We start from the raw sequence: 25,214 nt of genomic DNA, 5'->3' as shown, positions 1-25,214 counted from the left end.
AAATGGAGTGATGTATCACCGTTCAGCCTTTACAAGCCGCCGATCCCGCATACTGATACGGACCGACGCATCAGGCGTCCCTCGGTTAGTGTTGCCGCATCATGCGTTCATGGCTGCTCCTTCTTAGCTGCCGCGGCGAGGGCCTGTAGTCGTAGGCCGGCTCCCTCCCCGCGGAGTTCGCTGTTGCAGCGACACAGTCGGCCGCCCCTGCTGGACCTCAGAGGAGCCGTACGCCATGACCCCCGCGAACACCCGTGTGCACGCCGACGCCGCAGCCACTCCCGTCGGCCGCCCCACCCCGGTCACCAACGCGAAGCAGCCGCAGAAGCCGTCCGGGATGCCGGTCCACAAGTACCGCGGGTACGACGCCGTGGACATCTCCGACCGCACCTGGCCCGACAACCGCATCACGCGGGCGCCCCGCTGGCTGTCGACCGACCTGCGCGACGGCAACCAGGCCCTGATCGACCCCATGTCGCCGGCCCGCAAGCGTGAGATGTTCGACCTGCTCGTACGCATGGGCTACAAGGAGATCGAGGTCGGCTTCCCGGCCTCCGGCGAGACCGACTTCGCCTTCGTGCGCTCCATCATCGAAGAGGGCGCGATCCCGGAGGACGTGACGATCTCCGTCCTGACGCAGGCGCGCGAGGAACTGATCGAGCGCACCGTCGAATCGCTGCGCGGAGCCCGCCGGGCGACCGTCCACCTGTACAACGCCACCGCCCCCACCTTCCGCCGCGTGGTCTTCCGCGGTTCGAAGGAGGAGGTCAAGCAGATCGCCGTGGACGGCACCCGCCTGGTCATGGAGTACGCGGACAAGATCCTGGGCGACGAGACGGTCTTCGGCTACCAGTACAGCCCGGAGATCTTCACCGACACCGAGCTGGACTTCGCCCTGGAGGTCTGCGAGGCCGTCTGCGACGTGTGGCAGCCGGAGGAGGGGCGCGAGATCATCCTCAACCTGCCCGCCACGGTGGAGCGTTCGACGCCGTCCACCCACGCCGACCGCTTCGAGTGGATGTCGCGCAACCTGACGCGCCGCCCGTACGTCTGCCTGTCGGTCCACCCGCACAACGACCGCGGCACGGCCGTCGCCGCCGCCGAACTGGCGATCATGGCGGGTGCCGACCGCATCGAGGGCTGCCTGTTCGGCCAGGGCGAGCGCACCGGCAACGTCGACCTGGTCACCCTGGGCATGAACCTGTTCTCGCAGGGCATCGACCCCCAGATCGACTTCTCGCAGATCGACGAGATCCGCCGCACCAGCGAGTACTGCAACCAGATGGAGGTCCACCCGCGCCACCCCTACGCGGGCGACCTGGTCTACACGTCCTTCTCCGGCTCCCACCAGGACGCCATCAAGAAGGGCTTCGACGCCATGGAGGCCGACGCGGCCGCCCGGGGCGTGACCGTCGACGACATCGAGTGGGCCGTGCCCTACCTGCCGATCGACCCGAAGGACGTCGGCCGCTCCTACGAGGCCGTCATCCGCGTCAACTCGCAGTCCGGCAAGGGCGGCATCGCCTACGTCCTGAAGAACGACCACAAGCTGGACCTGCCGCGGCGGATGCAGATCGAGTTCTCCCGGATCATTCAGGCCAAGACCGACGCCGAGGGCGGCGAGGTCACACCGGCGGAGATCTGGTCGGCGTTCGCGGACGAGTACCTGCCGAACCCCGAGAACGCCTGGGGGCGCGTGCAGATCCGGTCCGGCCAGACGACGACCGGTTCCGACGGGCAGGACACCATCACGGTCGAGGCCACGGTCGACGGCGCGGACACGGTGCTGACCGGCACGGGCAACGGCCCGATCTCCGCGTTCTTCGGAGCGCTGCAGGCCATCGGGATCGACGCGCGCCTGCTGGACTACACCGAGCACACGATGAGCGAGGGCGCGAGCGCGCAGGCGGCCTCCTACATCGAGTGCGCGATCGACGGCAAGGTGCTGTGGGGTATCGGAATCGACGCCAACACCACGCGCGCGTCGCTGAAGGCGGTCGTCTCGGCGGTCAACCGGTCGGCCCGCTGACGTCGTCGCACGGCATACCGGACAGACACCCGCAAGGGTCTCGAACCATGCGGCCCCGGAGCCCCGTTCACCCGTCGAGGGTGGGCGGGGTTCGGCCATCTCCGGGGGTTGGGACGTCCGGAATGCTGACGTCACATCACGCATGTGGCTAACATCACGTCCAGCGCGGCAATGTTGCCGTGGGGTTACGGAGGTGTGCGACGTGCGGACAGCCAAAGGACAACGCGCCACAGGACTGCGTATCTGCGGCAGCCGCACCGTCTGGGAAACCGTCGGCGACGGCGAGTTCTTCTGCCCCGGCTGCGGGGGCGACCGCAACTACCGCCGCCTCACCGGACGCCACCGCCTGACCGTCCTCGGTCTGCCGCTGCTCGCCCGGGGCACCGCGGGCCCCGTCGTCGAGTGCGCCGCCTGCGGGACGCACTTCGGGACCGACGTCCTGGACCACCCCACCACCACGCGCTTCTCCGCGATGCTCCGGGAGGCCGTGCACACCGTCACGCTCGCCGTGCTGGCCGCCGGCGGCACCACCTCCCGCACGGTCCTGGAGGCCGCGGCGGCCACGGTCCGCGAGGCCGGACTCGACGACTGCACCCAGGAGCAGCTCTTCACCATCGTCGAGGTGCTCGCCGCCGAGACCGGGTCCGGCGGCGCCGGTCCGGCGGCGGAGGCGTGCGGGGCGGCCCTCGCCATCGAGCTGCACGAGGCACTGAAGCCCCTCGCGCCGCACCTGGCGACGACGGGCCGGGAAGCCGTCCTGCTCCAGGGCGCCAGGATCGCGCTCGCGGACGGGGCGTACAACCAGGCGGAGCGCGAGGTGCTCACCACCGTGGGCAGCGCTCTGCGGCTCTGTCCGGCCGACACGGCTGCCCTGCTCGCGGCGGCCGCCCGTACGCCCTCCTAGGGCCTCCTGGGGGCCCTCGCGGCACGTGCCGCACTCCTGGCTCCGGGAACCCTCTGCCCGGTGGGTGCTCCCGTGGGCGACAATGGGCGCATGAGCTTGTTCCGGGACGACGGCGTCGTGCTGCGCACGCAGAAGCTGGGCGAGGCCGACCGGATCATCACGATCCTGACCCGCGGCCACGGCCGGGTGCGCGCCGTGGCTCGCGGGGTGCGCCGCACCAAGTCCAAGTTCGGGGCGCGGCTCGAACCCTTCTCCCACGTGGACGTGCAGTTCTTCGCCCGTGGCAGCGAGCTGATCGGCCGCGGCCTCCCGCTGTGCACCCAGAGCGAGACCATCGCTCCGTACGGTGGCGGGATCGTCTCCGACTACGCCCGCTACACCGCCGGTACCGCCATGCTGGAGACCGCCGAGCGGTTCACCGACCACGAGGGTGAGCCCGCCGTGCAGCAGTACCTGCTGCTCGTCGGCGGCCTGCGCACCCTCGCGCGCGGCGAGCACGCGCCGAACCTGATCCTGGACGCGTTCCTGCTGCGCTCCCTCGCCGTCAACGGCTACGCCCCCAGCTTCGACGCCTGCGCCAGGTGCGGAATGCCCGGACCGAACCGGTTCTTCTCCGTCGCGGCAGGCGGCGTCATATGCGCCGACTGCCGCGTACCCGGCAGCGTCGTACCCTCGGCGGAGGCCGTCGAACTGCTGAGCGCGTTGCTCACCGGTGACTGGGAGACGGCGGACGCGTGCGAGGCGCGTCATGTCAGGGAGGGGAGCGGACTCGTGTCCGCCTACCTGCACTGGCATCTGGAGCGCGGTCTGCGCTCGCTGCGGTACGTGGAAAAGTGACACAGGGAGACGAGAGAAGCCCATGGCAGTACGCGGGATGCTCGGCGGCCGTAACCGGCGTGAGTACAAGGACCCCGAGCCGCACCCCTCCGGCGCCACCCCGCCGAAGATCCCCGGCGAGCTCGTGCCCAAGCACGTGGCCGTCGTGATGGACGGGAACGGCCGCTGGGCCAAGGAGCGGGGACTCCCGCGCACCGAGGGCCACAAGGTCGGCGAAGGCGTCGTCCTGGACGTCCTCAAGGGCTGCATCGAGATGGGCGTCAAGAACCTCTCGCTGTACGCCTTCTCCACGGAGAACTGGAAGCGCTCGCCGGACGAGGTGAAGTTCCTCATGAACTTCAACCGCGACGTCATCCGCCGCCGCCGCGACGAGATGGACGAGCTCGGCATCCGCATCCGCTGGGTCGGCCGCATGCCCAAGCTGTGGAAGTCCGTCGTCGAGGAGCTCCAGGTCGCCCAGGAGCAGACGAAGGACAACGACAGGATGACGCTGTACTTCTGCGTCAACTACGGCGGCCGGGCCGAGATCGCCGACGCGGCGCAGCGCATCGCCCAGGACGTCGCGGCCGGGAAGCTCGATCCCTCGAAGGTCAACGAGAAGACGTTCCAGAAGTACCTCTACTACCCGGACATGCCGGACGTGGACCTCTTCGTGCGCCCCAGCGGTGAGCAGCGCACGTCCAACTACCTGATCTGGCAGAGCGCGTACGCCGAGATGGTCTTCCAGGACGTCCTGTGGCCGGACTTCGACCGCCGCGACCTGTGGCGCGCCTGCTTCGAGTTCGCCAAGCGCGACCGGCGCTTCGGAGGCGCCGAGGAGATCACCGCGGGCTGAGACGGCACGGCGCGGGCCCCGGTGACGGGGCCCGCGCCGGACTCAGTCCTCGTCGGGGGTGCGGTTCGCGCAGTCCGCGCAGGTCCCGAAGATCTCCACCGTGTGGGCCACGTTCACGTAGCCGTGCTGCGAGGCGATGGTCTCGGCCCACTGCTCCACCGCCGGGCCCTCGACCTCGACGGCCTTCCCGCAGACGCGGCACACCAGGTGGTGGTGGTGGTCGCCCGTCGAGCAGCGCCGGTAGACGGCCTCGCCGTCCGTGGTGCGCAGGACGTCGACCTCACCGGCGTCGGCGAGGGACTGCAGGGTGCGGTAGACCGTGGTCAGCCCCACCGAGTCGCCCCGGTGCTTGAGCACGTCGTGCAGGTCCTGGGCGCTGCGGAACTCGTCGACCTCGTCGAGCGCCGCCGCGACCGCCGCCCGCTGCCGGGTGGACCGGCCGCGCACCGGAGCCGCGTTCGTGCCACTGATCGGCGCCGTCGCCACAGCTGCCTCCTCGTGTCGCCCGTGCGTGTGTCGGGCCATTGTGCCAGCCCGCCCCGTCGCCACGGTCACACCTGCACGTCGTCCTTGGCCGGGCGGGCCGCCGGTACTTCAAGGGTGCACCGGGCCGCCTCGGCCTCGCTTCCCCGCGCACGCCTGCGTGCCAGCGGCGTGGCGAGCGCGGTGAGCAGGACGAAGGCGGCGATGGCCATCAGGACGATCGTCGCGCCCGGCGGCACGTCCTCGTAGTACGAGGTCACGGTGCCTGCCAGGGTGACGGCCGTCCCGATGACGACGGACAGCACGAACGTCACCTTGAAGGACTTCGTGATCTGCTGGGCGGCGGCGACCGGCACCACCATGAGGGCGCTGACCAGCAGCAGGCCGACGACCCGCATCGCCACGGTGACGGTGATCGCGGCGGTCACCGCGACCAGCAGGTTGAGCGCGCGCACCGGCAGACCGCTCACCCGGGCGAACTCCTCGTCCTGGCTGACGGCGAACAGCTGGCGCCGCAGCCCCACCGTCACGAGCACCACGAAGGCGGCGAGCGCCACGATCGCGGTGACGTCCTCCTCGGAGACCGTCGACAGGGAGCCGAAGAGGAACGACGTCAGATTGGCGTTGGAGCCGGTGTCCGAGAGGTTGATCAGCATCACGCCGCCCGCCATGCCGCCGTAGAACAGCATGGCCAGCGCGATGTCGCCGCGGGTGCGGCCGTACCAGCGGATCAGCTCCATCACGACCGAGCCGGCCACGGCCACGAGCGTCGCCGTCCAGACGGGGCTGACGGAGAGCAGGAAGCCGAGGCCCACACCGGTCAGTGCGACGTGCCCGATGCCGTCGCCCATCAGGGCCTGACGGCGCTGGACGAGGTAGATGCCGATGGCGGGCGCGGTGATGCCGACCAGGACGGCGGCGAGCAGGGCCCGCTGCATGAAGGGAGGGTTCAGGAATTCCAGCATGATCAGGTCAGCAGTCCCGTCCGGACGGGCTCGGAGGCCGCGTGGGGGTGTACGTGGTCGTGGCCGGGAAGGGCGTGCTGGCCCATGGCCTCGGGGGGCGGGCCGTCGTGCATGACGCAGCCGTCGCGCAGGACGATCGCCCGGTCGATCAGAGGCTCCAGGGCCCCGAGCTCGTGCAGGACGAGCAGCACCGTGGCTCCGCCCGCGACCTGCTCGCGCAGCGTCGTGGCGAGGATCTCCTGGCTGACGAGGTCGACGCCGGCCATCGGCTCGTCCATGATCAGCACCTCGGGCTCGGAGGCGAGCGCACGGGCGATCAGGACGCGCTGGTGCTGGCCGCCGGAGAGGGCGTTCACCGAGTCCCCGGCACGGTCCGCGAGGCCGACGAGCCCGATCGCGCGGTCCACCGCCGCCCGGTCCGCCCGGCCGGGCAGTCCGAGCTTCGTGCGGGACAGCCGCCCGGAGGCCACGACCTCGCGGATCGTCGCCGGGACGCCGCCTGCCGCCGTAGTGCGCTGCGGCACGTAACCGATGCGGGACCACTGGCGGAAGCGCCGCAGCGGCGTGCCGAAGAGCTCCACGCTGCCACCGGTCAGCGGGACCTGGCCGATGACGGACCGTACGGCGGTGGACTTGCCGGAGCCGTTGGCGCCGAGCAGCGCCACGACCTCGCCGCGGTGCACGGCGAGGTCGACGCCGCGCAGCACCGGGCGCGCGCCGAGCGTCGCCGTCGCTCCGGACATCCTGATCACGGGTTCGGGCGTACTTGGCTCGGGCACGGTTGCCTCCGGAACTGCTGCGGATACGGGTACGTCGTGGGTCACTTCGCGCCGAGCGCCTTCTGAAGCGCGGTCAGATTCGACTTCATGACCTCGATGTAGTCAGCGCCGGCGGACTTGTCGGTGATTCCCTCCAGCGGGTCCAGGACCGCGGTCTTCAGGCCGAGGTCCTTCGCCAGTGTCCTGGCGGTCCTGTCGCTGGCGAGCGTCTCGAAGAACACGGTGGTGGCCCGGCTCTTCTCGGCGGCGGTGTGGATCTCGTCGATGCGTGCGGGGCTGGGCTCGGCCTCGGGGTCGATGCCGGCGATGCCCTCCTGGGTCAGGCCGTAGCGTTCCGCGAGGTACCCGAAGGCGGAGTGCGTGGTGATGAACGTCCTGGTGGCGGCGTCCTTCAGCCCGGTCCTGTAGGCCGTGTCCAGCGACTTCAGCTCGGTGACCAGGGTGTCCGTGTTCTTCCGGTAGTCCGCGGCGTTGCCGGGGTCGGCCTTCTCCAGGGACTTGCCGACGCCCGCGGCGACCTCGGCGTACTTCACGGGGTCCAGCCAGATGTGCGGGTCGAGGCCGGTGTCCTCGTGGCCGTGCTCCTCACCCCCGTGTTCCTCGCCGGCCTCGTGGCCGTGGCCGTCCACCTCGGAGCCGTGGCTCTCCAGGGTGGTCAGCTTCGCCGCGTCCACGGTGTTCTTCACACCGGCCTGCGCGACCGCGTCGTCCACGGCGGGCTGGACGCCCTTGAGGAAGAGGATGTAGTCGGCGTCGCCCAGGCCGCCGATCTGCCGGGGGGAGAGCTCCAGATCGTGCGGCTCGGCACCGGGCTTCGTGAGCGTGGTGACGGAGACGTGCGTCCCGCCGATCTCCTCGGCGAGGAACTGCATCGGGTAGAAGGACGCCACCACGTCCAGCTTGCCGTCGCCCCCTCCTTCGGCCGCGTCGGACGAGGAGCAGGCGGAGAGCGCGGTGAGGCCGAGGGCGACTGCTCCGGCGACGGCGGCTGTGGGTATGAGGCGGCGTACGTTCATGACAGTCATTTTCAACAAAACTGGAAACGATTGTCAACAAGGCTGATGAGATGCCCGGATCGCAGCCCTGGTACCGCTATGCGCCCCACCGATTTGATCCGGGGGGTGCGCCCGCCGGTAATCTGGGGCATTCGCCCGCCCGCCTCGCGCGCATCCCCTCAGCGAGGCGCTCCGCGCCGCCCCTGTCCAGTTCCGCCGTCGTAATGAAGAGAGCACCGTGGCCGCCGACAAGATCGACACCATCGTCAGCCTGAGCAAGCGCCGTGGCTTCGTCTACCCCTCCAGTGAGATCTACGGCGGCCAGAAGGCCGCCTGGGACTACGGGCCGCTCGGCGTCGAGCTGAAGGAGAACCTCAAGCGCCAGTGGTGGCGCTACATGGTCACCGCGCGCGAGGACGTGGTCGGTCTCGACTCGTCGGTCATCCTTGCCCCCGAGGTCTGGGTCGCCTCCGGCCACGTCGCCACCTTCTCGGACCCGCTCACCGAGTGCACCTCCTGCCACAAGCGCTACCGCGCCGACCACCTGGAGGAGGCGTACGAGGAGAAGCACGGCAAGCCGCCCGTCAACGGCCTGGCCGACCTCAACTGCCCCAACTGCGGCAACAAGGGCACCTTCACCGAGCCCAAGGCCTTCTCGGGTCTCCTCTCCACCCACCTCGGCCCGACCCAGGACACCGGCTCGGTCGCCTACCTGCGCCCCGAGACCGCCCAGGGCATCTTCACCAACTTCGGCCAGGTGCAGCAGACCTCGCGCAAGAAGCCGCCGTTCGGCATCGCGCAGATGGGCAAGTCCTTCCGGAACGAGATCACTCCGGGCAACTTCATCTTCCGCACGCGCGAGTTCGAGCAGATGGAGATGGAGTTCTTCGTCAAGCCGGGCGAGGACGAGCAGTGGCAGGAGTACTGGATGGAGCAGCGCTGGAACTGGTACACCGGCCTGGGCCTGCGCGAGGAGAACATGCGGTGGTTCGAGCACCCGAAGGAGAAGCTCTCCCACTACTCCAAGCGCACCGCTGACATCGAGTACCGCTTCCGCTTCGGCGGCAGCGAGTGGGGCGAGCTGGAGGGTGTCGCCAACCGCACCGACTACGACCTCAAGGCGCACTCCGAGGCCTCCGGTACGGACCTCGTCTACTTCGACCAGGAGAAGGGCGAGCGGTACACGCCGTACGTCATCGAGCCGGCGGCCGGTGTCGGCCGCTCGATGCTGGCCTTCCTCCTCGACGCCTACAACGAGGACGAGGCGCCCAACGCCAAGGGCGTCATGGAGAAGCGCGCCGTGATGCGCCTCGACCCGCGCCTGGCGCCGGTCAAGGTCGCCGTCCTGCCGCTGTCCCGCAACGCGCAGCTCTCGCCGAAGGCCAAGGGCCTCGCCGCCGACCTGCGGCAGAACTGGAACATCGAGTTCGACGACGCCGGCGCCATCGGCCGCCGCTACCGCCGTCAGGACGAGATCGGCACGCCGTTCTGCGTCACTGTCGACTTCGACACCCTCGACGACAACGCGGTGACCGTGCGCGAGCGCGACACCATGAAGCAGGAGCGCGTCTCCCTGGACCAGATCCAGGGCTACCTCGGCTCCCGTCTGCTGGGCTGCTGAGTGCGGTGACCCCCTGACGAAGCCCCCGGTTCCCGCCTGCGGAACCGGGGGCTTCGTGCACACTGGGCGCACTCGTCCACAGGGGAGGCCAGGATGCCGTCCATGACCACGAGCAAGGTCAGCAGATGGGACCAGCACGGGCGTGAACACGTCGTCCACGTAAGGAAGTCGGGGATGCAGCGCCAGCTCACCTGCGACACCTGCGGGTGGCGCAAGGGGGCGCAGTTCCTGCCCTGGCTGAAGGCCGAGGAGCACCTCACCGAGGCCCACCAGGCGACGGTCGACCCGAGCGCCTGAACCGGCGTCCCGGCCGCGGCCGGGTGAGGGGGAGCGCCGGAGGCGCGGGAAAACCTGGTGAGGGCGGCCGCCGGACCGGGGTACCTTTTCGCCATGTCTTCGTTCTTCCAGATCTACGAGTGAGCGTGTGACGGGCCCTCGCCGTCCGTCACCGTCGAACCGATCCCCAGGTGATCTCCGGTCACCCCGGACTCACTTCTCACCACGAATGGGAGAACCCCGTGGCCAAGAGCCGCAACAACCTCCTCGGTGTGGGCGGACAGCGCAAGAAGCTGTCCCGCGCCGAACAGCAGGGCGCCGGTCCCGCGCGCGACAAGGACCGCAAGGACGCCGAGGACAAGAAGCAGGAGCTGGTGCGCAAGATGCGTGAGCGCGCCGCGTCGGCGGGTGCCGCCCCGGACGGGGACGCACCGGCCGGGAGCTGACCTCCTCGCCACCCGTACGAGCGCGGGCCCGGACCACCTCGGTGACCGGGCCCGCCTCGCGTGCCCCCGTAAAGGGCGGTATCCGGGCCCCGCGCCGAGTACGGGACAATGGGGCCATGACCACGCTCGCTCCCGCTCCCCCCGCGCTCCGGATCGGCCCGCACACCGTGCAGGCGCCGGTCGTGCTCGCCCCCATGGCGGGCATCACCAACGCTCCCTTCCGCACGCTCTGCCGCGAGTTCTCCGGGGGCAGGGGACTGTTCGTCAGCGAGATGATCACCACACGCGCCCTGGTCGAGCGCAACGAGAAGACGATGCAGCTCATCCACTTCGACGCGAGCGAGACGCTGCGCTCCATCCAGCTGTACGGAGTGGACCCGGCCATCGTCGGCAAGGCGGTCCGGATGATCGTCGACGAGGACCTCGCGGACCACATCGACCTCAACTTCGGCTGTCCGGTCCCCAAGGTCACCCGCAAGGGCGGCGGCTCCGCCCTGCCGTACAAGCGGCCGCTGCTGCGTGCGATCCTCCGCGAGGCCGTCGCGCAGGCGGGCGACCTCCCGGTCACGATCAAGATGCGCAAGGGCATCGACGACGACCACATGACCTACCTCGACGCCGGCCGCATCGCCGTCGAGGAGGGCATCAGCGCCGTCGCCCTGCACGGCAGGACCACCGCCCAGCACTACGGCGGCACGGCCGACTGGGACGCCGTCGCTCGGCTCAAGGAGCATGTTCCGGAGATCCCCGTCCTCGGCAACGGCGATGTCTGGAGCGCCGAGGACGCGCAGCGGATGATGCGTGAGACGGGCTGCGACGGAGTGGTCGTGGGCCGAGGCTGCCTCGGGCGGCCCTGGCTCTTCGGTGACCTGGCCGGTGCCTTCGACGGCACGGGTGCGAGGCAGCGGCCGAGCCTGCGCGAGGTGGCCGGCGTCATGGTGCGTCACGCCACACTGCTGGGGGAGTGGATGGGCGACGAGAGCCGCGGGGTGATCGACTTCCGCAAGCACGTGGCCTGGTATCTCAAGGGCTTCGCCGTCGGCTCGGAGATGCGCAAGTGCCTCGCGGTCACATCGACGCTGGAGGAACTGTCCGGGCAGCTCCAGCGCCTGGACCTCGACCAGCCGTGGCCGGAGGGCGCGGACGGCCCCCGCGGGCGCACCTCGGGCAACAACCGGGTGGCCCTGCCGGACGGCTGGCTCAACGACCCCTATGACTGCGCGGGCGTGGGCGCCGACGCGGAGCTGGACACCTCCGGCGGCTGAGCGCCGCCTTCCGAGTGGCGGCACCCAGTGCCCCCGACGGGCTCGCTCAATTGAGCGGGCCCGTTGTGCGTGATCCGGGCGACTTCCGTGAGAAATCGACGGCAGGCGTGCACGGCGCCCGCGATGGGCGTCCGCAGGATGACTCTTCGTACCGTCCGTCTAGCCGGAGAGTGACATGCGTCCGCCTGGCGGGCGTCCGGATGGTGACATCTGAGCGGGCTCCGGGGCGTGATTCTCGCCACCCCTGAGACGTGTTTGGCTCAGATGAGCGCGTCGATCGACGCTGTATTTCTCAAATGGCGGCACTGGGTGCCAGGTGTCTTGGCTTTGATCGATCGAGCCATCCGGCACTCTCCGTGTGTGACGTGCGCGATCGTGTGCACGCTCGGTGGTATTGCGTTCAAGAATTGAACGAATGCCTCCATCGGGCCATGACACCGTGCCACTTTCGATCTGCTGGCGGACGGGTGGTTGAGACCTCGCGACGCGCAAGTGGCCGTACCCAGACACCTTCGATCTGGGTATGTTCCTCGCCGTCAGGGCAGCCACCGCGTCCTCGAGGAGTCGAGACCCGTGTCGGAAAACAAAGATCCCCAGAAGTTCGTCTACGACTTCACCGAGGGCAACAAGGATCTGAAAGATCTTCTGGGTGGCAAGGGCGCCAACCTCGCGGAGATGACCAACCTCGGGCTTCCCGTCCCTCCGGGCTTCACGATCACGACCGAGGCGTGCAAGGTCTACCTCGACAGCGGCGACGAGCCCGCCGCCCTGCGCGACGAGGTGGGTGCGCACCTCGCGGCGCTCGAGAAGAGGATGGGCAAGACGCTCGGCCAGGCCGACGACCCGCTGCTGGTCTCGGTCCGCTCCGGCGCCAAGTTCTCGATGCCCGGGATGATGGACACGGTCCTCAACATCGGCCTCTCCGACGCCTCCGTGGTCGGCCTCGCCGCGCAGGCCGGGGACGAACGCTTCGCCTGGGACTCCTACCGCCGTCTCATCCAGATGTTCGGCAAGACCGTGCTCGGTGTGGACGGGGAGCTCTTCGAGGAGGCGCTGGAGGCCGCGAAGGAGGCCAAGGGCGTCACCGTCGACGTGGACCTCGACGCGGCGGACCTCAAGAAGCTGGTCAAGGAGTTCAAGAGGATCGTCGAGCGGGACGCGGGGCGCGACTTCCCGCAGGACCCGCGGGAGCAGATGGACCTGGCCATAAAGGCGGTCTTCGACTCGTGGAACACCGACCGGGCCAAGCTCTACCGCCGCCAGGAGCGCATCCCCGGCGACCTCGGCACCGCCGTCAACGTCTGTTCGATGGTCTTCGGGAACCTCGGGCCCGACTCCGGCACGGGCGTCGCCTTCACCCGTGACCCGGCCAGCGGCCACCAGGGCGTCTACGGCGACTACCTGCAGAACGCGCAGGGCGAGGACGTCGTCGCGGGCATCCGCAACACGGTGCCGCTCGCGGAGCTGGAGTCGATCGACAAGGCGTCGTACGACCAGCTGATGAAGATCATGGAGACGCTGGAGACCCACTACAAGGACCTCTGCGACATCGAGTTCACCATCGAGCGCGGCCAGCTCTGGATGCTGCAGACCCGGGTCGGCAAGCGCACCGCCGGTGCCGCCTTCCGGATCGCCACCCAGCTCGTCGACCAGGGCCTCATCGACGAGGCCGAGGCGCTCCAGCGGGTCAACGGCGCCCAGCTCGCCCAGCTGATGTTCCCGCGCTTCGACCACGGCGCGGCCAGCGTGCTGCTCGGCCGGGGCATCGCCGCATCGCCCGGCGCGGCCGTGGGCAAGGCCGTCTTCGACTCGTACACGGCCGTCAAGTGGTCGCGGTCCGGCGAGAAGGTCATCCTCATCCGCCGGGAGACCAACCCCGACGACCTCGACGGCATGATCGCCGCCGAGGGCATCCTGACCTCGCGCGGCGGCAAGACCTCGCACGCGGCCGTCGTCGCCCGGGGCATGGGCAAGACCTGTGTCTGCGGCGCGGAGGAGATCGAGGTCGACACCAAGCGGCGCCGGCTCACGGTCGGGGACACGGTCGTCGAGGAGGGCGACCTCGTCTCCGTCGACGGCTCCACCGGCAAGGTGTACCTCGGTGAGGTCCCCGTCGTGCCGTCCCCGGTGGTCGAGTACTTCGAGGGCCGCATGCACGCGGGCGCCGACGACGCCGACGAGCTCGTCGCCGCCGTGCACCGCATCATGGCCTACGCCGACCGGGTACGCCGACTGCGGGTACGGGCGAACGCGGACAACGCCGAGGACGCCTCGCGGGCCCGCCGCTTCGGCGCCCAGGGCATCGGGCTGTGCCGCACCGAGCACATGTTCCTCGGTGAGCGCCGCGAGATGGTCGAGAAGCTGATCCTCGCGGACACCGACGACGAGCGTGACACCGCCCTGGAAGCGCTCCTGCCGCTCCAGAAGGCCGACTTCATCGAGCTGTTCGAGTCCATGGACGGGCTGCCCGTCACGGTCCGGCTGCTGGACCCGCCGCTGCACGAGTTCCTGCCCGACATCACGGAGCTCTCGGTGCGCGTCGCGCTCGCCGAGTCCCGCAAGGACGCCAACGAGAACGACCTGCGCCTCCTGCAGGCCGTGCACAAGCTCCACGAGCAGAACCCGATGCTGGGACTCCGCGGCGTCCGTCTCGGCCTGGTCATCCCGGGGCTGTTCGCGATGCAGGTCCGTGCGATCGCCGAGGCGGCCGCGCAGCGCAGGAACGCCAAGGGCGACCCGCGTGCCGAGATCATGATCCCGCTCGTCGGCACCGTCCAGGAGCTGGAGATCGTCCGCGAGGAGGCCGACCGGGTCATCGCCGAGGTCGAGGCGGCCACCGGCACGGAGCTGAACCTGAGCATCGGCACGATGATCGAGCTGCCGCGCGCCGCGCTGACCGCCGGTCAGATCGCCGAGGCCGCGCAGTTCTTCTCCTTCGGCACGAACGACCTCACGCAGACGGTGTGGGGCTTCTCCCGCGACGACGTGGAGGCCTCGTTCTTCACCGCGTACCTGGAGAAGGGCATCTTCGGGGTGTCGCCGTTCGAGACGATCGACAAGGACGGCGTCGGCGCCCTCGTGCGGAGCGCCGTGGAGGCCGGCCGGGCCACCCGCCCGGACCTGAAGCTCGGTATCTGCGGGGAGCACGGCGGAGACCCGGAGTCGGTGCACTTCTTCCACGAGGTGGGTCTCGACTACGTCTCCTGCTCGCCCTTCCGCATTCCGGTCGCCCGGCTTGAAGCGGGCCGCGCCGCCGCCGAATCCAGGGGCAGCGACAGCCGCTGAGTCCCCGCGGGGAACGCGCGAAACGACTCCGGGGCCGCCGTCGGATCACCTGTACCCTCGACGATCCGACGGCGGGGCCGGATTACCCGGAAGCGGCGGCACCCTGTGCGGGGGTGCCGCCGCTTCGTCAATTGAATCGCGAACCGTTCAAAGTTGTTTCTTTTCACCGTTCGGTGCGCAAAGTGCGGACCGTCCGCAGGGGTGCGGCCCAGGGATCCCCACCCCTGGGCCGCACCCGCTTACCCCTGCCGGGCACGGAGCCGCACCGTCGTCCACCGCCGCCGAACGGGCAAAGCCCCCCACGGCCCTCACCCGCTCTTTCGATGACGCCGGATGCGTACCCGACGTCGTACAGCCTTTCGGGTGCGGTCGATGCGGGCGAGGCGTTTCAACTGTGGCCGAAACCCCGTGGTGACCTCCTGTGACGCTGTGCATACCCTTCGACGGGGGCAATTGCGGGTGCAACAGGTGGGGGTTCGGTGCTGCGTATCCATGTGTCCGGAGTGGACCTTTCGCGGGTGCGGATGGCCGCGAGGCCGGACGCGATGTGGGAAACCGTTCTCAGTTTCCACAGGCTGAGGGACCGGCGGGGTTCCTCGGTGTTCGGGAAATGGCGCAAGGAATCCCGGACCCGGTTGAATGGTGAAGCACGTCTGCTGTCGGCCGTCGTTCCGCCCCGCGGCTATTTCCCCGACTTCCTGACGCCTTCCGCCGAGGGTGCCGAACCATTCGGATTCGACGCCGGAATGGAAGCGCTGCGCGACACCCCGGCCGACCGGATCCGCGCGGAAACCGCGCTTCTGGCCGAAAACGCCCCTCTGCAGAGACGGCCGTCGGGCGGCTCCACCGCGGCCCCCCTGCCGGACGCGCTCGCCGAGGGGCGGACGGAGCCGCTGGGCCGGCTCATCTCCACCCTGCGCGCCTACCACCGCGCCGCGGTCGAGCCCTACTGGCCGCACATCCGGGCGAGCGTCGAGGCCGACCGCGCGGTGCGGGGGCGGGCCCTGCTCGACGGCGGGGCGGACGAACTCCTCGCCACCCTGCCCCCGATGATCCGCTGGCGCGCGCCGGTCCTGGAAGCGGACTACCCCGTCGACCGGGAGCTCCACCTGGACGGGCGGGGCCTCCTCCTGCAGCCCTCGTACTTCTGCCGGGGCACCCCCGTCGTCTACCGGGACCCGCTCCTGCCGCCCGTCCTCGTCTACCCGGTCACCCACCCCGGCGCCCCGGCCTTCGCGGAGCCGGGCCCCTGGCTCGGCCGGCTCGTGGGGCACACCCGCTCCGCCGTCCTGCGGTCCATCGGCAACGGCTGCACGACCAGCGAGCTGGCGCGCAGGACCGGGGTCTCCCTGGCCTCCGCCAGCCAGCACGCCTGCGTGCTGCGCGAAGCCGGTCTCGTCCGCACCCTGCGCCACGGCAGCTCGGTCCTGCACACACTGACCCCGCTGGGGGCCGCGCTGCTCCGGGGCGGGGCGCCGCTCGCCCTGTCCTGAGCCGCCTCAGCCCCGCTCCTCCAGGACCGCCTTCAGGACGGCCAGGCGCTCCTTCCAGAACGCCTTGTAGCGGGCCACCGCCGCCGCGTCCGCCAGCTTCCCGTGTCCCACGCCCAGCCGCGTACGCCCGTCCGGCAGGGCCTCCACCCGCACCGAGACGCTCCCGGCCGCCTCCCCGGACTCGTCGCGGAAGCCCGCGGTCAGGGATCTTCCGGGACGCAGGCCGCGCACGGACAGGTCCACGTCCGGCAGCCAGCGCCCGCGCAGCACCGGCTCGGTGAAGGCGTCCAGGACGCGCTCCGGCGGGGCGGCGAGGGTACGGCTGCCCGAGGTGTTCCAGTCGCCCGTGGAGGACTGCCCCACCTCCCGCAGGCCGCGCTCCTGTTCGTACCCGACGGCGACCGACTGGGCGTACCAGCCGCCCATCCGGTGCTCCGTGCCCAGATACGCGGCGATCTCCGCATGGGTGCGCCGTGTCGCGTCCCAGGCGTCGAGCACGTCGAACCAGTCCGCCCAGCCCCGGCCGGTCGCTCCCCGCAGGGCGTCGTCCGACAGCTTCTCGGTGATCCTCCGGCCCGTCGATCCGCTCATGCCCCGAAGCTATGCGTCCGGCGTCCGGCACCGGCGGCGCCGCGCGGGAAACCGGCCCCGCCCCGGGCGATGAGTTCCGTGCGCCGCGGCCGTCTACCTCTTGTGAGCGCTCGCACGGAGCGCGTGGGAGCACCGCAGAGTGCCGGACGGAAGAGTGGGAACCATGCCCCAGCCTCGGATGATCTTCGTGAACCTGCCGGTCAAGGACCTGGAGACGACCAAGAACTTCTTCTCGAAGCTCGGCTTCGGCTTCAACCCGCAGTTCAGCGACGACACGACCGCCTGTCTCGTCATCAGCGACACGATCTTCGCCATGCTCATCAGCGAGCCGCGCTTCAAGGACTTCACCAAGAAGGAGATCGCCGACGCGTCGGCGACGACCGAGGTGCTCGTCGCCCTGAGCGCGGGGAGCCGCGCCGAGGTCGACGCGATGGCGGACGCGGCGCTCGCGTCGGGTGGCTCACCGGCCAACGAGCCCATGGACGAGGGCTTCATGTACGGCCGCTCCTTCCAGGACCCCGACCACCACATCTGGGAGGTCGTGTGGATGGACCCGGCCGCGGTCCAGGGACAGGCCTGACGTCCCTACGGGGCGGCTGCCGCGGTGCGCGCACCACGACAGCCGCGCCGGGGACCGGTCAGGAGCGGAACGGCCCCGTGACCTCGTAGGTGATGCCGCCGGAGGAACTGCCGCTCGTACCCCGCTGCGAGGAGAAGTAGAGCCGCTTCCCGTCGGGGGAGAAGGCGGGCCCGGTGATCTCCGAGCCCGACTGGCCGCTGATCCGCAGGAACGGCGCGACGGTGTCGGCGGGTGTGATCAGGCAGATCTCCATGTTGCCGCCGTCCTCGGCGACGTACAGGTCGCCCGAGGCGGACCGGGTGACGTTGTCCACGCCGGTCAGCGGCGCGGTGCCGCTCGTGACGAGCGAGTCGTCGTAGGCGAGCGAGAGGGACGAGGTGTTCGCGTCGTACGCCCACACCCGGTTGTCGCCCTTGGTGGTGAACCAGCAGGTGCCGGCCGCGTAGAAGCAGCCCTCGCCCCCGTTGAACACCTTGGCGCCGGAGACCTGGTAGCGGGTCTGGGTGGGCGATCCGTCCGGGTCGGGGACCGTCGTCCAGGTCACCGGGCCGGAGGTGCCCGTGCCGGCCACCAGGACCTGCAGCGTGCCCGAGGAGAGGTTGCCCCAGGTGGTGGGGCGGAAGCGGTAGAAGCGGCCGTCCGTCTCGTCCTCGGTGAGGTAGACGTAGCCGTGGTCGGGGTCGGCCGCCGCCGCCTCGTGCTTGAAGCGGCCGAGTGCCGGGCGCTGCACGGCCGCGTTCACGCCCCAGGGGTCCGTCTCGTAGACGAATCCGCGGGTGACCTCCTCGCAGGACAGCCAGGTGTTCCACGGGGTGCGGCCGCCCGCGCAGTTGTTGTTCGTGCCGGACAGGATGCGGTACGCCGAGGTGACGTTCCCCGAGGCGTCGAAGCGCACCGCGCTCGCCCCGCCGCCGCTGCCCGAGGACACCTCGGCGTTGGACACATAGATCCATCCGCTGCCGGCGGCGAAGGTGGCGCCTCCGTCGGGCGCGCTGTGCCAGGTGTACGAGGTGCCGGGGACGGTCTGCCCCGAGCGGGCGACGATGCGGCTGGTGAAGCCGCTCGGCAGCAGGATGCCGTTGGCGTTGGCGGCCTGAAGCGCACCGTACGGTCCGGTGGCCGGCTGGGCGGGGGCGGCGGAGGCCGCACCCCTCCAGAGGGTGCCGCCGAAGGCCGCCGCCGATGAACCGATCACCGCTGTGCGCAAGAAGGTCCGACGTTCCACGATCACTCCACGGGTGACGTGCTGGCCCGCCGGCCCGGTCGGCCCGGCGGGTCGAACGTCAGGACAGTAGAGGCGCGGGGTGGACACAGCTCCAACGCGCCGTGAACGGGGCGGAGTCAGTACGCGGAGACGGTGCGCGGTCAGTCCGCGCGGACCGGGTACACCGGCACCGACACGTCGTCGTCGTCCAGGCACGCGCCCGTCTCCAGGTCGAAGCGCTGCTTCAGCAGGGGCGAGGCGACGAACGGCCGTCCGCCCGCGGAACCGAGCAGGCCACGGGACAGGACGTACGCGCCGGTGAACGGGTCGCGGTTGTCGATCGCGTAGGCCCGCCCGGCCCGGTCCATGAACAGCGCGACCTGCCGGCCGTCGGGCAGGAGCGCCGCCACGCCGCGCCCCGGGGTCAGCAGCGCACTGTCGCAGACCGTCAGCCAGCCGTCCCCGTCCGCGAGCCGGACCGTCCGGGTGTCCCGCGCCGTCTCCGCCGTCGTGGTCGTCATCAGGAGGGTGTCCCTTCGAGAGTGCGGATGGCGAGCACCGGGCCCGCGAGGATGTCCAGGTCGGGCTTGACCTGGTCGCGCTCCGGCACGAACCGGACCGAGGGGTCGGGGGCGTCGGGGGCGTTGACGAAGGTGACGAAGCGCCGCAGCCGCTCGGGGTCCTTGATGGTCTCCGCCCACTCGTCCCGGTAGCCGGCGACGTGGTCGGCCATCAGGCGCTCCAGCTCGTCGCACAGCCCCAGCGAGTCGTGGACGACGACGTCCCGGACGTGGTCCAGGCCGCCCTCGATCCGGTCCAGCCAGGTCGAGGTGCGCTCCAGGCGGTCCGCCGTGCGGATGTAGAACATCAGGAACCGGTCGATGAGACGGACCAGTTCGGCGTCGGAGAGGTCCTGGGCGAGCAGGTCGGCGTGACGCGGTGTGGCGCCGCCGTTGCCGCCGACGTACAGGTTCCACCCCTGGGCGGTGGCGATGATCCCGAAGTCCTTGCCACGGGCCTCCGCGCACTCGCGGGCGCAGCCCGAGACCGCCGACTTCAGCTTGTGCGGGGAGCGCAGGCCCCGGTAGCGCAGCTCCAGGTCGATCGCCATCCGCACCGAGTCCTGCACGCCGTAGCGGCACCAGGTCTGCCCCACACAGGACTTGACCGTCCGCAGCGACTTCCCGTAGGCGTGCCCGGACTCGAAGCCGGCGTCCACCAGCCGGGTCCAGATCAGCGGCAGCTGGTCGACGCGGGCGCCGAACAGGTCGATGCGCTGACCTCCGGTGATCTTGGTGTAGAGGCCGAAGTCCCGGGCCACCTCGCCGATCACGATCAGCTTCTCCGGGGTGATCTCACCGCCCGGGATGCGCGGCACGACCGAGTACGAGCCGTTGCGCTGGAGGTTGGCGAGGAAGTGGTCGTTGGTGTCCTGGAGGGCCGCCTGCTCGCCGTCCAGCACGTAACCGCTCGCACCGACCGTCGGCGCCAGCGACGCGATGACCGAGCCGACCGTCGGTTTGCAGACCTCGCAGCCGTCGCCGCCACGCGCCTCCGGGCGGCCGTGCGAGTCGAGCAGCGCGGCGTACGACGTGACGCCGAGGGTGCGGACGATCTCGTACAGCTCGCTGCGGGTGTACGCGAAGCAGCCGCACAGCCCCTGGTCCTCCGGCTGCGGCAGCAGCTGGCCGATGACCTTGACGCAGCTTCCGCAGCCCGTCCCGGCCTTGGTGCACTTCTTCACCTCGGGCAGCGTGGTGTGCTCGCAGATCGCGCCCTTGGTGACGTTGTGGCAGGAGCAGATCACCGCCTCGTCGGGCAGCGACGACGGGCCGAGCGTGACCGGACCGCCCGCGCCGGCCGGCAGCACCAGCTGCTCGGGGGCGACCGGAAGGACCGTGCCCGTCATCGGCCGCAGCGTGCCGTACTGGTCGGCGTCGCCCACCAGGACACCCCCGAGCAGGGTGCCGTCCTGACCGATCACCAGCTTCTTGTAGACACCCGAGCGGGAGTCCGCGTACACCACGTCGAGGCACCCCTCGGCCGCGCCGTGCGCGTCCCCGAAGGAGGCCACGTCCACGCCGAGCAGCTTCAGCTTCGTGGAGAGGTCGGCGCCGGTGAAGGAGGCCGTGTTGCCCGCGATCACCTCGGCGGCCGCCGCCGCCATCTCGTAGCCCGGCGCCACCAGGCCGTACACCCGGCCGTCCGAGGCCAGCGCGCACTCGCCGATCGCGAACACCGCGCTGTCCGAGGTGCGGCACTGCTCGTCGACGACGATGCCGCCGCGCGGGCCGACCTCCAGACCGCAGTCGCGGGCCAGCTGGTCCCGGGGGCGCACCCCGGCGGAGAAGACGACGAGGTCCGTCGCCAGGGAGGAGCCGTCCGACAGGGACATGCCGTCCACCCGGCCGTCCTTGCCCGCGGTGACCTCCTGGGTGCCGACACCGGTGTGGACGGTGAGCCCCATGTTCTCGATGGTGCGCAGGAGGGCCGCACCACCGCCCCCGTCGACCTGCACCGGCATCAGCCGGGGCGCGAACTCCACGACGTGCGTCCGCAGTCCGAGGCCCTGGAGGGCGCCCGCGGCCTCCAGGCCGAGCAGCCCGCCGCCGACCACGGCCCCGGTCGTCGCGCCCTTCGCGTACTCCTCGATGGCGAGCAGGTCCTCGATGGTGCGGTAGACGAAACAGCCCTCGGCGTCCTTGCCCGGCACGGGCGGGACGAACGGATACGAGCCGGTCGCCAGCACCAGCGTGTCGTAGGCGAAGGCCTCCCCGGAGCGCGCCGTGACGGTGCGCGCCTCACGGTCGACGCTCACCGCCGGATCACCGACGCGCAGCTCGAAGCCGTGCCGTGCCATGAAACCCGGCTCGACGAGCGAGAGGTCCTCCGGGGTCCTCCCGGCGAAGTACGAGGTCAGCTGCACCCGGTCGTAGGCGGGGCGGGGCTCCTCGCAGAGTACGACGACACGGGCCGTGCCCGCGGCGGCGGTCAGACCGCGGTCGGCGAGCGCTTCCAGGAACCGCTGCCCGACCATGCCGTGCCCGACGACCACGATCGTCGGCACGCCCGCGGTGGGGGCGGTCGGGGGAGTGGGCACCGGCATCAGAGGCCTCCGTCGTTGGTGAGCAGGTGGAGCAGGGACATGTCGGCGGGCAGGGGCTCGTCGTCCTGCCAGGTCCGGGCGAGCGTGCCGACGGCGGCGAGATCGCCGAACAGCACCCCGCCCGCGAGCCGGTCGCCCCGGACGACGACCGTGCGGTACGCGCCCCGGGTGGCGTCGGCCAGCCGCACCACGTCGTCGCCGGGCATCGGGCGGGAGTCCCCGAAGGCGGCCAGGTCGAGGCCGCCGGGGCCCCCGGCGGCCACCGGGGCGGCCGCGGGGGAGCGCAGGGTGAGCCGGGTCAGCGCGCGGGTGCCCCGGTAGCGGGCGGCGCGGCCCGCCAGCACCTCGGCCAGGACGTCGGCCTGTTCGATCGCCGCACCCGCCAGGCCGTACACCGTCCCGTCGTGCTCGGCGCAGTCGCCGACGGCGTGGATGTACGGGTCCGAGGTCCGCAGCTCGTCGTCCACGACCACGCCCTTGCGGACGTCGAGGCCGGCGGCCAGTGCCAGACCCGTCCTGGGGCGGACCCCGCAGGCCAGGACCGTGATCTCGGCCTCCAGTTCGTAACCGTCGGCCATCTCCACCGCACGCACCGCCGGGACGGCGCCGTCCGTGCAGCGCAGCCCGCGCACCCGGCACTCCGTGTGCACCTCGACGCCGAGCGCCTCCAGATGGCGCCGCAGCAGCCCCGCCGCCTCGGCGTCCAGCTGCCGTTCCATGAGGTGCTCGCCCTGCTGGGCCAGCACCACCTGGGCGCCGCACTCCGCCAGCGCGCGGGCGGCCGACACCCCGAGGAGTCCGCCGCCGATGACGACGGCACGTGATCCGGGACGGACGGCGGCGCGCAGGGCGAGGCAGTCGTCGAGGGTGCGGAAGGGATGCACCCCGTCCGGGAGGGAGCGGCCGATGCCCCGCAGCGGCGGCAGCACCGGGTTCGAGCCGGTGGCCAGCACCAGGCGCTCGTAGCCGATGACGCCGCCGTCGTCGCACAGGACCTCGCGGGCCGCCCGGTCGATCCGCTCGACCCGCACCCCGCGCCGCACCTCGGCGGGCGGCAGCGCGATCACGTCCGGCTCGTAACGGCCCGCGAGGACCTCGGCCAGCAGCACCCGGTTGTACGGTGCGTGGGCCTCCTCGCCGATGACGGTGACACCGGGCACCCGGGAGGCGAGCCGCGCGCCCGCCATACCGGCGCCGATCACCACCACCTGCGCCGTGTTCCCGCTCCGTGTCCTCATGACGAAGAGACTGCGGGGCGGGTGTTACCCGGCCGCATCCCTCCTGTTTCCCTGGAGGAACCTTGCGCTCAGCGCGCCGGGGCGGCTCCTGTGAGGCGCTGGTGAGACTGGTTGGACGGGGCACCTATCGCTTGCCTAAGGTCGCGTCCATGCCCGACATCACGCTGACCACCCTCGTCCTCCTGTGCCTCGCGGCCGCCGCTGCCGGCTGGATCGACGCGGTGGTCGGCGGCGGTGGGCTGCTGCTCCTGCCCGCTCTGCTGCTCGGACTCCCGCACGTCCCGGCCGCGCACATCCTGGGTACCAACAAGGCGGTCGCCATTGTCGGCACCTCGGGCGCCGCCGTGACCTACGTCCGCAAGGCGCCCGTCCAGGTCGGGACCGCCGTGAGGATCGGGCTCACGGCCCTCGCGGGGTCGATGACCGGTGCCTTCTTCGCCGCGGGGATCAGCAGCGACGTGCTGCGGCCGGTGATCATGGTGGTCCTGCTCGGCGTCGCCGCCTTCGTGATGCTGCGGCCGTCCTTCGGCACGGCGGCGGCCGGCGACGGAGTGGGCCGGGAGGTCACCCGGGCGCGCACCGTGACCGCCATCGTGCTGGTCGGGGGCGGCATCGGCTTCTACGACGGGCTGTTCGGGCCGGGCACCGGCACGTTCCTGGTGCTCGCGCTGACGGCGGTCCTCCACCTCGACCTGGTCACCGCCTCCGCCACGGCGAAGATCGTGAACGTCTGCACCAACGCCGGAGCCCTGGCGATGTTCGCCTACCAGGGCACCGTCCTGTGGCAGCTGGCCGCGCTGATGGCCGTGTTCAACCTGGCCGGCGGCATGTTCGGGGCGCGCATGGCTCTCCGGAAGGGCAGCGGCTTCGTGCGCGGGGTGCTGCTGGTCGTGGTGTTCTCGCTCGTCGCCAAGCTCGGATTCGACCAGTGGACCGCCTGATCACCGCACCTCGGTGAGGTGCGCGTACGCGACGACGTTGCCCAGGTAGCCGGTCTCGCGGGTGAAGCCGCCGCCGCAGGTGATCAGGCGCAGCGAGGCGTGCGCGGTCGCGCCGTAGACCCGCTCGTCCGGGAAGCGGTCGTTGTCGTACACCTCGACCGCGTCGACCGAGAAGACCGCCGTGCGGTGGTCGCCGCGGTCGATCTCGATCCGGGCGCCCTTCTTGAGGGACCCCAGGCCGTAGAAGACGGACGGCCCGTCGGCGTTGTCGACGTGCCCCGCGACGATCGCTGTCCCCTTCGCGCCGGGCGGCGTGCCGTCCTCGTACCAGCCCGCGAGGTTGCGGCGCTCCGCCGGGGGCGCGTCCAGGCTGCCGTCCGCGCCCAGCCGGAGCCCCGTCATCGGCGCGTCCACACCGATGTCCGGGACGCGGATCCTGACCGGCGCCGACGGGCGCAGGGGCGGGGCGACCGGTGCGCCGGGCCGCACCCCGGGGCCGGCGGCGAACGCCTCCCCGGTGGACGGCTGGGGTGCGACGAGCCGGGCGGCCGCGCCCTCTTCGACGAGCCACAGACCGCACAGGGCGACGATGCCGGCCAGCCAGGCCCTGGCCCGCAGCGCGGTGCTGTTCACGGCGTCCTCCTCCGGGCGTCTCAGCCGTGCGCGCCGTCCGAGCGCCGGCGGCGCAGGAGCACGAGGCCGCTGCCGGCCGCCGCCGCGACGAGGCCGGCTCCCGCCGCGAGCTGTGCCGTGTCGGGGGCGGCGCTCCCGCCGACTCCCGTCCTGACGTGTCCGGACGGCTCACTGGGCCGGTTCCCGGGCGGTGTCGTGGGCCTGCCCGTGGGCGGCTTGGCGTGGCCGGGATCGGTGTGGGGTGGGGTCAGCGGCTCGGGCCGTGTCCCGGGCTTCTCGGCCAGGCCGGTGCCGAGGTCGTCCAGCAGGGGGTCCTCCAGCGGGTCCTCGTCGGTCCCCGGCAGGAGCGAACCGGACAGCGTCGCCGGGTCGTCGGCCGCGTCGAGGGGATCGGTGTCCGCCAGGTCCTCGGGGATGTCCGGCTCGCCGACGGCGTCCGGCGCCGGCTCGTCGGCCGCGGTCGCGTCGGTGTCGCAGGCGGCCGAGCCGTCCGGGCTCCCCGTGCCCTCGGGGTACTCGGAGCCGCACTCCGCCGTGCCGGGGGCCGGCAACGCCACCGCGGTGAGCTCCGGTCTGCCGAGGCCGGTCACGTCCGCGTGGGCGGACGGGGCGGCGGCGAGGCCGAGCGCGGCGGCGGTGAGGGCCGCGGCGGCTGTACCGGTCACGAGGCGGGCGGGGCTGCGCATGGGAATCCTCCGGGCAGACGGA

The 25,214-nt window shown here is 71.2% G+C and carries 23 protein-coding genes; 12 read left to right on the top strand and 11 right to left on the bottom strand.

The genetic code is table 11. The features are described 5' to 3' along the window. The first annotated feature begins 235 nt into the window (after positions 1 to 235). The 4 genes from leuA (at position 236) to ACFYY2_RS28285 (ending at position 4,605) form a co-directional block, all read left to right on the top strand. Entirely contained in the window at positions 236 to 2,029 is a 1,794-nt protein-coding gene (gene leuA, locus ACFYY2_RS28300; protein WP_388748145.1) for a 2-isopropylmalate synthase, read from the top strand. 202 nt (positions 2,030 to 2,231) lie between these two features. Continuing rightward, positions 2,232 to 2,933: a TerB family tellurite resistance protein gene (locus ACFYY2_RS28295; RefSeq protein WP_388748143.1), complete on the top strand. Its 702-nt coding sequence runs from the start codon at positions 2,232 to 2,234 to the stop codon at positions 2,931 to 2,933. Between the two features lie 90 nt (positions 2,934 to 3,023). Then, a complete protein-coding gene (gene recO, locus ACFYY2_RS28290) occupies positions 3,024 to 3,770 on the top strand; it encodes a DNA repair protein RecO (protein ID WP_388748141.1) in 747 nt (248 codons plus the stop codon). Between the two features lie 22 nt (positions 3,771 to 3,792). Beyond that, positions 3,793 to 4,605 (top strand): isoprenyl transferase, encoded by an 813-nt coding sequence (locus ACFYY2_RS28285; RefSeq protein ID WP_388748139.1) that lies wholly within the window; start codon positions 3,793 to 3,795, stop codon positions 4,603 to 4,605. 42 nt (positions 4,606 to 4,647) lie between these two features. Here ACFYY2_RS28285 and ACFYY2_RS28280 read toward each other — a convergent pair whose 3' ends face one another. From ACFYY2_RS28280 to ACFYY2_RS28265, 4 genes are all read right to left on the bottom strand, one after another. Further along, complete coding sequence (locus ACFYY2_RS28280) at positions 4,648 to 5,091, bottom strand: Fur family transcriptional regulator (RefSeq protein ID WP_388748137.1); 444 nt, start codon at positions 5,089 to 5,091, stop codon at positions 4,648 to 4,650. 65 nt (positions 5,092 to 5,156) lie between these two features. Then, positions 5,157 to 6,056, bottom strand: a complete 900-nt coding sequence (locus ACFYY2_RS28275; protein ID WP_388748344.1) for a metal ABC transporter permease — start codon at positions 6,054 to 6,056, stop codon at positions 5,157 to 5,159. Continuing rightward, a complete protein-coding gene (locus tag ACFYY2_RS28270) occupies positions 6,056 to 6,832 on the bottom strand; it encodes a metal ABC transporter ATP-binding protein (protein WP_388748135.1) in 777 nt (258 codons plus the stop codon). The genes ACFYY2_RS28275 and ACFYY2_RS28270 overlap by 1 nt, the downstream gene beginning before the upstream one ends. 41 nt (positions 6,833 to 6,873) lie before the next feature. Next, on the bottom strand, positions 6,874 to 7,848 hold the full coding sequence (locus ACFYY2_RS28265; protein ID WP_388748133.1) for a metal ABC transporter substrate-binding protein: 975 nt from the start codon (positions 7,846 to 7,848) through the stop codon (positions 6,874 to 6,876). A 217-nt stretch (positions 7,849 to 8,065) separates the two neighbouring features. Here ACFYY2_RS28265 and ACFYY2_RS28260 point away from each other — a divergent pair, with 217 nt between their 5' ends. The 6 genes from ACFYY2_RS28260 to ACFYY2_RS28235 all read left to right on the top strand — a co-directional run bounded on the left by ACFYY2_RS28260 (position 8,066) and on the right by ACFYY2_RS28235 (position 16,213). Beyond that, on the top strand, positions 8,066 to 9,448 hold the full coding sequence (locus ACFYY2_RS28260) for a glycine--tRNA ligase (protein ID WP_388748131.1): 1,383 nt from the start codon (positions 8,066 to 8,068) through the stop codon (positions 9,446 to 9,448). Positions 9,449 to 9,541: 93 nt separating this feature from the next. Then, positions 9,542 to 9,745: a hypothetical protein gene (locus ACFYY2_RS28255; RefSeq protein WP_203186148.1), complete on the top strand. Its 204-nt coding sequence runs from the start codon at positions 9,542 to 9,544 to the stop codon at positions 9,743 to 9,745. Positions 9,746 to 9,966: 221 nt separating this feature from the next. Beyond that, a complete protein-coding gene (locus tag ACFYY2_RS28250; RefSeq protein ID WP_327118853.1) occupies positions 9,967 to 10,170 on the top strand; it encodes a DUF6243 family protein in 204 nt (67 codons plus the stop codon). A 116-nt stretch (positions 10,171 to 10,286) separates the two neighbouring features. Next, positions 10,287 to 11,435: a tRNA dihydrouridine synthase DusB gene (dusB, locus tag ACFYY2_RS28245; protein ID WP_388748128.1), complete on the top strand. Its 1,149-nt coding sequence runs from the start codon at positions 10,287 to 10,289 to the stop codon at positions 11,433 to 11,435. A gap of 573 nt (positions 11,436 to 12,008) precedes the next feature. Further along, the gene (gene ppdK, locus ACFYY2_RS28240; RefSeq protein ID WP_388748126.1) at positions 12,009 to 14,720 is read left to right on the top strand and encodes a pyruvate, phosphate dikinase; all 2,712 of its coding nucleotides are present in this window, start codon (positions 12,009 to 12,011) and stop codon (positions 14,718 to 14,720) included. A gap of 479 nt (positions 14,721 to 15,199) precedes the next feature. Continuing rightward, a complete protein-coding gene (locus ACFYY2_RS28235; RefSeq protein WP_388748124.1) occupies positions 15,200 to 16,213 on the top strand; it encodes an ArsR/SmtB family transcription factor in 1,014 nt (337 codons plus the stop codon). A gap of 6 nt (positions 16,214 to 16,219) precedes the next feature. Here ACFYY2_RS28235 and ACFYY2_RS28230 read toward each other — a convergent pair whose 3' ends face one another. After that, positions 16,220 to 16,804 carry a DUF4287 domain-containing protein gene (locus ACFYY2_RS28230; protein ID WP_388748122.1) on the bottom strand — a complete coding sequence of 195 codons (585 nt, stop codon included), beginning with the start codon at positions 16,802 to 16,804 and terminating at the stop codon, positions 16,220 to 16,222. A gap of 163 nt (positions 16,805 to 16,967) precedes the next feature. Between ACFYY2_RS28230 and ACFYY2_RS28225 the strand changes: the two genes are divergently transcribed. After that, positions 16,968 to 17,384 carry a VOC family protein gene (locus ACFYY2_RS28225; RefSeq protein ID WP_388748120.1) on the top strand — a complete coding sequence of 139 codons (417 nt, stop codon included), beginning with the start codon at positions 16,968 to 16,970 and terminating at the stop codon, positions 17,382 to 17,384. Positions 17,385 to 17,442: 58 nt separating this feature from the next. Here the strand turns inward: ACFYY2_RS28225 and ACFYY2_RS28220 are convergent, their stop codons facing one another. From ACFYY2_RS28220 to ACFYY2_RS28205, 4 genes are all read right to left on the bottom strand, one after another. Further along, a complete protein-coding gene (locus tag ACFYY2_RS28220; RefSeq protein WP_388748118.1) occupies positions 17,443 to 18,609 on the bottom strand; it encodes an alkaline phosphatase PhoX in 1,167 nt (388 codons plus the stop codon). A 140-nt stretch (positions 18,610 to 18,749) separates the two neighbouring features. After that, positions 18,750 to 19,109: a nitrite reductase small subunit NirD gene (gene nirD / locus ACFYY2_RS28215; protein WP_388748117.1), complete on the bottom strand. Its 360-nt coding sequence runs from the start codon at positions 19,107 to 19,109 to the stop codon at positions 18,750 to 18,752. Beyond that, positions 19,109 to 21,694, bottom strand: coding sequence for a nitrite reductase large subunit NirB (nirB, locus tag ACFYY2_RS28210; protein WP_388748115.1), 2,586 nt, complete (start codon positions 21,692 to 21,694; stop codon positions 19,109 to 19,111). Before nirB ends, nirD begins: the two co-directional genes overlap by 1 nt. Then, a complete protein-coding gene (locus ACFYY2_RS28205) occupies positions 21,694 to 22,932 on the bottom strand; it encodes an NAD(P)/FAD-dependent oxidoreductase (RefSeq protein ID WP_388748113.1) in 1,239 nt (412 codons plus the stop codon). The genes nirB and ACFYY2_RS28205 overlap by 1 nt, the downstream gene beginning before the upstream one ends. Positions 22,933 to 23,081: 149 nt before the next feature. Between ACFYY2_RS28205 and ACFYY2_RS28200 the strand changes: the two genes are divergently transcribed. Then, a complete protein-coding gene (locus ACFYY2_RS28200; RefSeq protein ID WP_388748111.1) occupies positions 23,082 to 23,873 on the top strand; it encodes a sulfite exporter TauE/SafE family protein in 792 nt (263 codons plus the stop codon). On the opposite strand, the gene ACFYY2_RS28195 is transcribed toward ACFYY2_RS28200, so the two are convergent. Both ACFYY2_RS28195 and ACFYY2_RS28190 read right to left on the bottom strand, forming a co-directional pair. Continuing rightward, a complete protein-coding gene (locus ACFYY2_RS28195; RefSeq protein ID WP_388748109.1) occupies positions 23,874 to 24,506 on the bottom strand; it encodes a class F sortase in 633 nt (210 codons plus the stop codon). Between the two features lie 20 nt (positions 24,507 to 24,526). After that, positions 24,527 to 25,192, bottom strand: a complete 666-nt coding sequence (locus ACFYY2_RS28190; RefSeq protein ID WP_388748107.1) for a hypothetical protein — start codon at positions 25,190 to 25,192, stop codon at positions 24,527 to 24,529. Positions 25,193 to 25,214 lie beyond the last annotated feature (22 nt).

The organism is Streptomyces sp. NPDC001822, assembly GCF_042892135.1.
Lineage (GTDB): Bacteria > Actinomycetota > Actinomycetes > Streptomycetales > Streptomycetaceae > Streptomyces.
This window is presented reverse-complemented; position numbering and strand designations above follow the sequence as displayed.

Excerpts from the sequence above, each read along its gene's own strand:
- ACFYY2_RS28205 (WP_388748113.1), bottom strand. The coding sequence starts at position 22,932 with ATGAGGACACGGAGCGGGAACACGGCGCAGGTGGTGGTGATCGGCGCC.
- ACFYY2_RS28200 (WP_388748111.1), top strand. The coding sequence starts at position 23,082 with ATGCCCGACATCACGCTGACCACCCTCGTCCTCCTGTGCCTCGCGGCC.
- ACFYY2_RS28230 (WP_388748122.1), bottom strand. The coding sequence starts at position 16,804 with ATGAGCGGATCGACGGGCCGGAGGATCACCGAGAAGCTGTCGGACGAC.
- ACFYY2_RS28225 (WP_388748120.1), top strand. The coding sequence starts at position 16,968 with ATGCCCCAGCCTCGGATGATCTTCGTGAACCTGCCGGTCAAGGACCTG.
- dusB (WP_388748128.1), top strand. The coding sequence starts at position 10,287 with ATGACCACGCTCGCTCCCGCTCCCCCCGCGCTCCGGATCGGCCCGCAC.
- nirB (WP_388748115.1), bottom strand. The coding sequence starts at position 21,694 with ATGCCGGTGCCCACTCCCCCGACCGCCCCCACCGCGGGCGTGCCGACG.
- ACFYY2_RS28265 (WP_388748133.1), bottom strand. The coding sequence starts at position 7,848 with ATGAACGTACGCCGCCTCATACCCACAGCCGCCGTCGCCGGAGCAGTC.
- recO (WP_388748141.1), top strand. The coding sequence starts at position 3,024 with ATGAGCTTGTTCCGGGACGACGGCGTCGTGCTGCGCACGCAGAAGCTG.
- ACFYY2_RS28255 (WP_203186148.1), top strand. The coding sequence starts at position 9,542 with ATGCCGTCCATGACCACGAGCAAGGTCAGCAGATGGGACCAGCACGGG.
- leuA (WP_388748145.1), top strand. The coding sequence starts at position 236 with ATGACCCCCGCGAACACCCGTGTGCACGCCGACGCCGCAGCCACTCCC.
- nirD (WP_388748117.1), bottom strand. The coding sequence starts at position 19,109 with ATGACGACCACGACGGCGGAGACGGCGCGGGACACCCGGACGGTCCGG.
- ACFYY2_RS28285 (WP_388748139.1), top strand. The coding sequence starts at position 3,793 with ATGGCAGTACGCGGGATGCTCGGCGGCCGTAACCGGCGTGAGTACAAG.
- ACFYY2_RS28190 (WP_388748107.1), bottom strand. The coding sequence starts at position 25,192 with ATGCGCAGCCCCGCCCGCCTCGTGACCGGTACAGCCGCCGCGGCCCTC.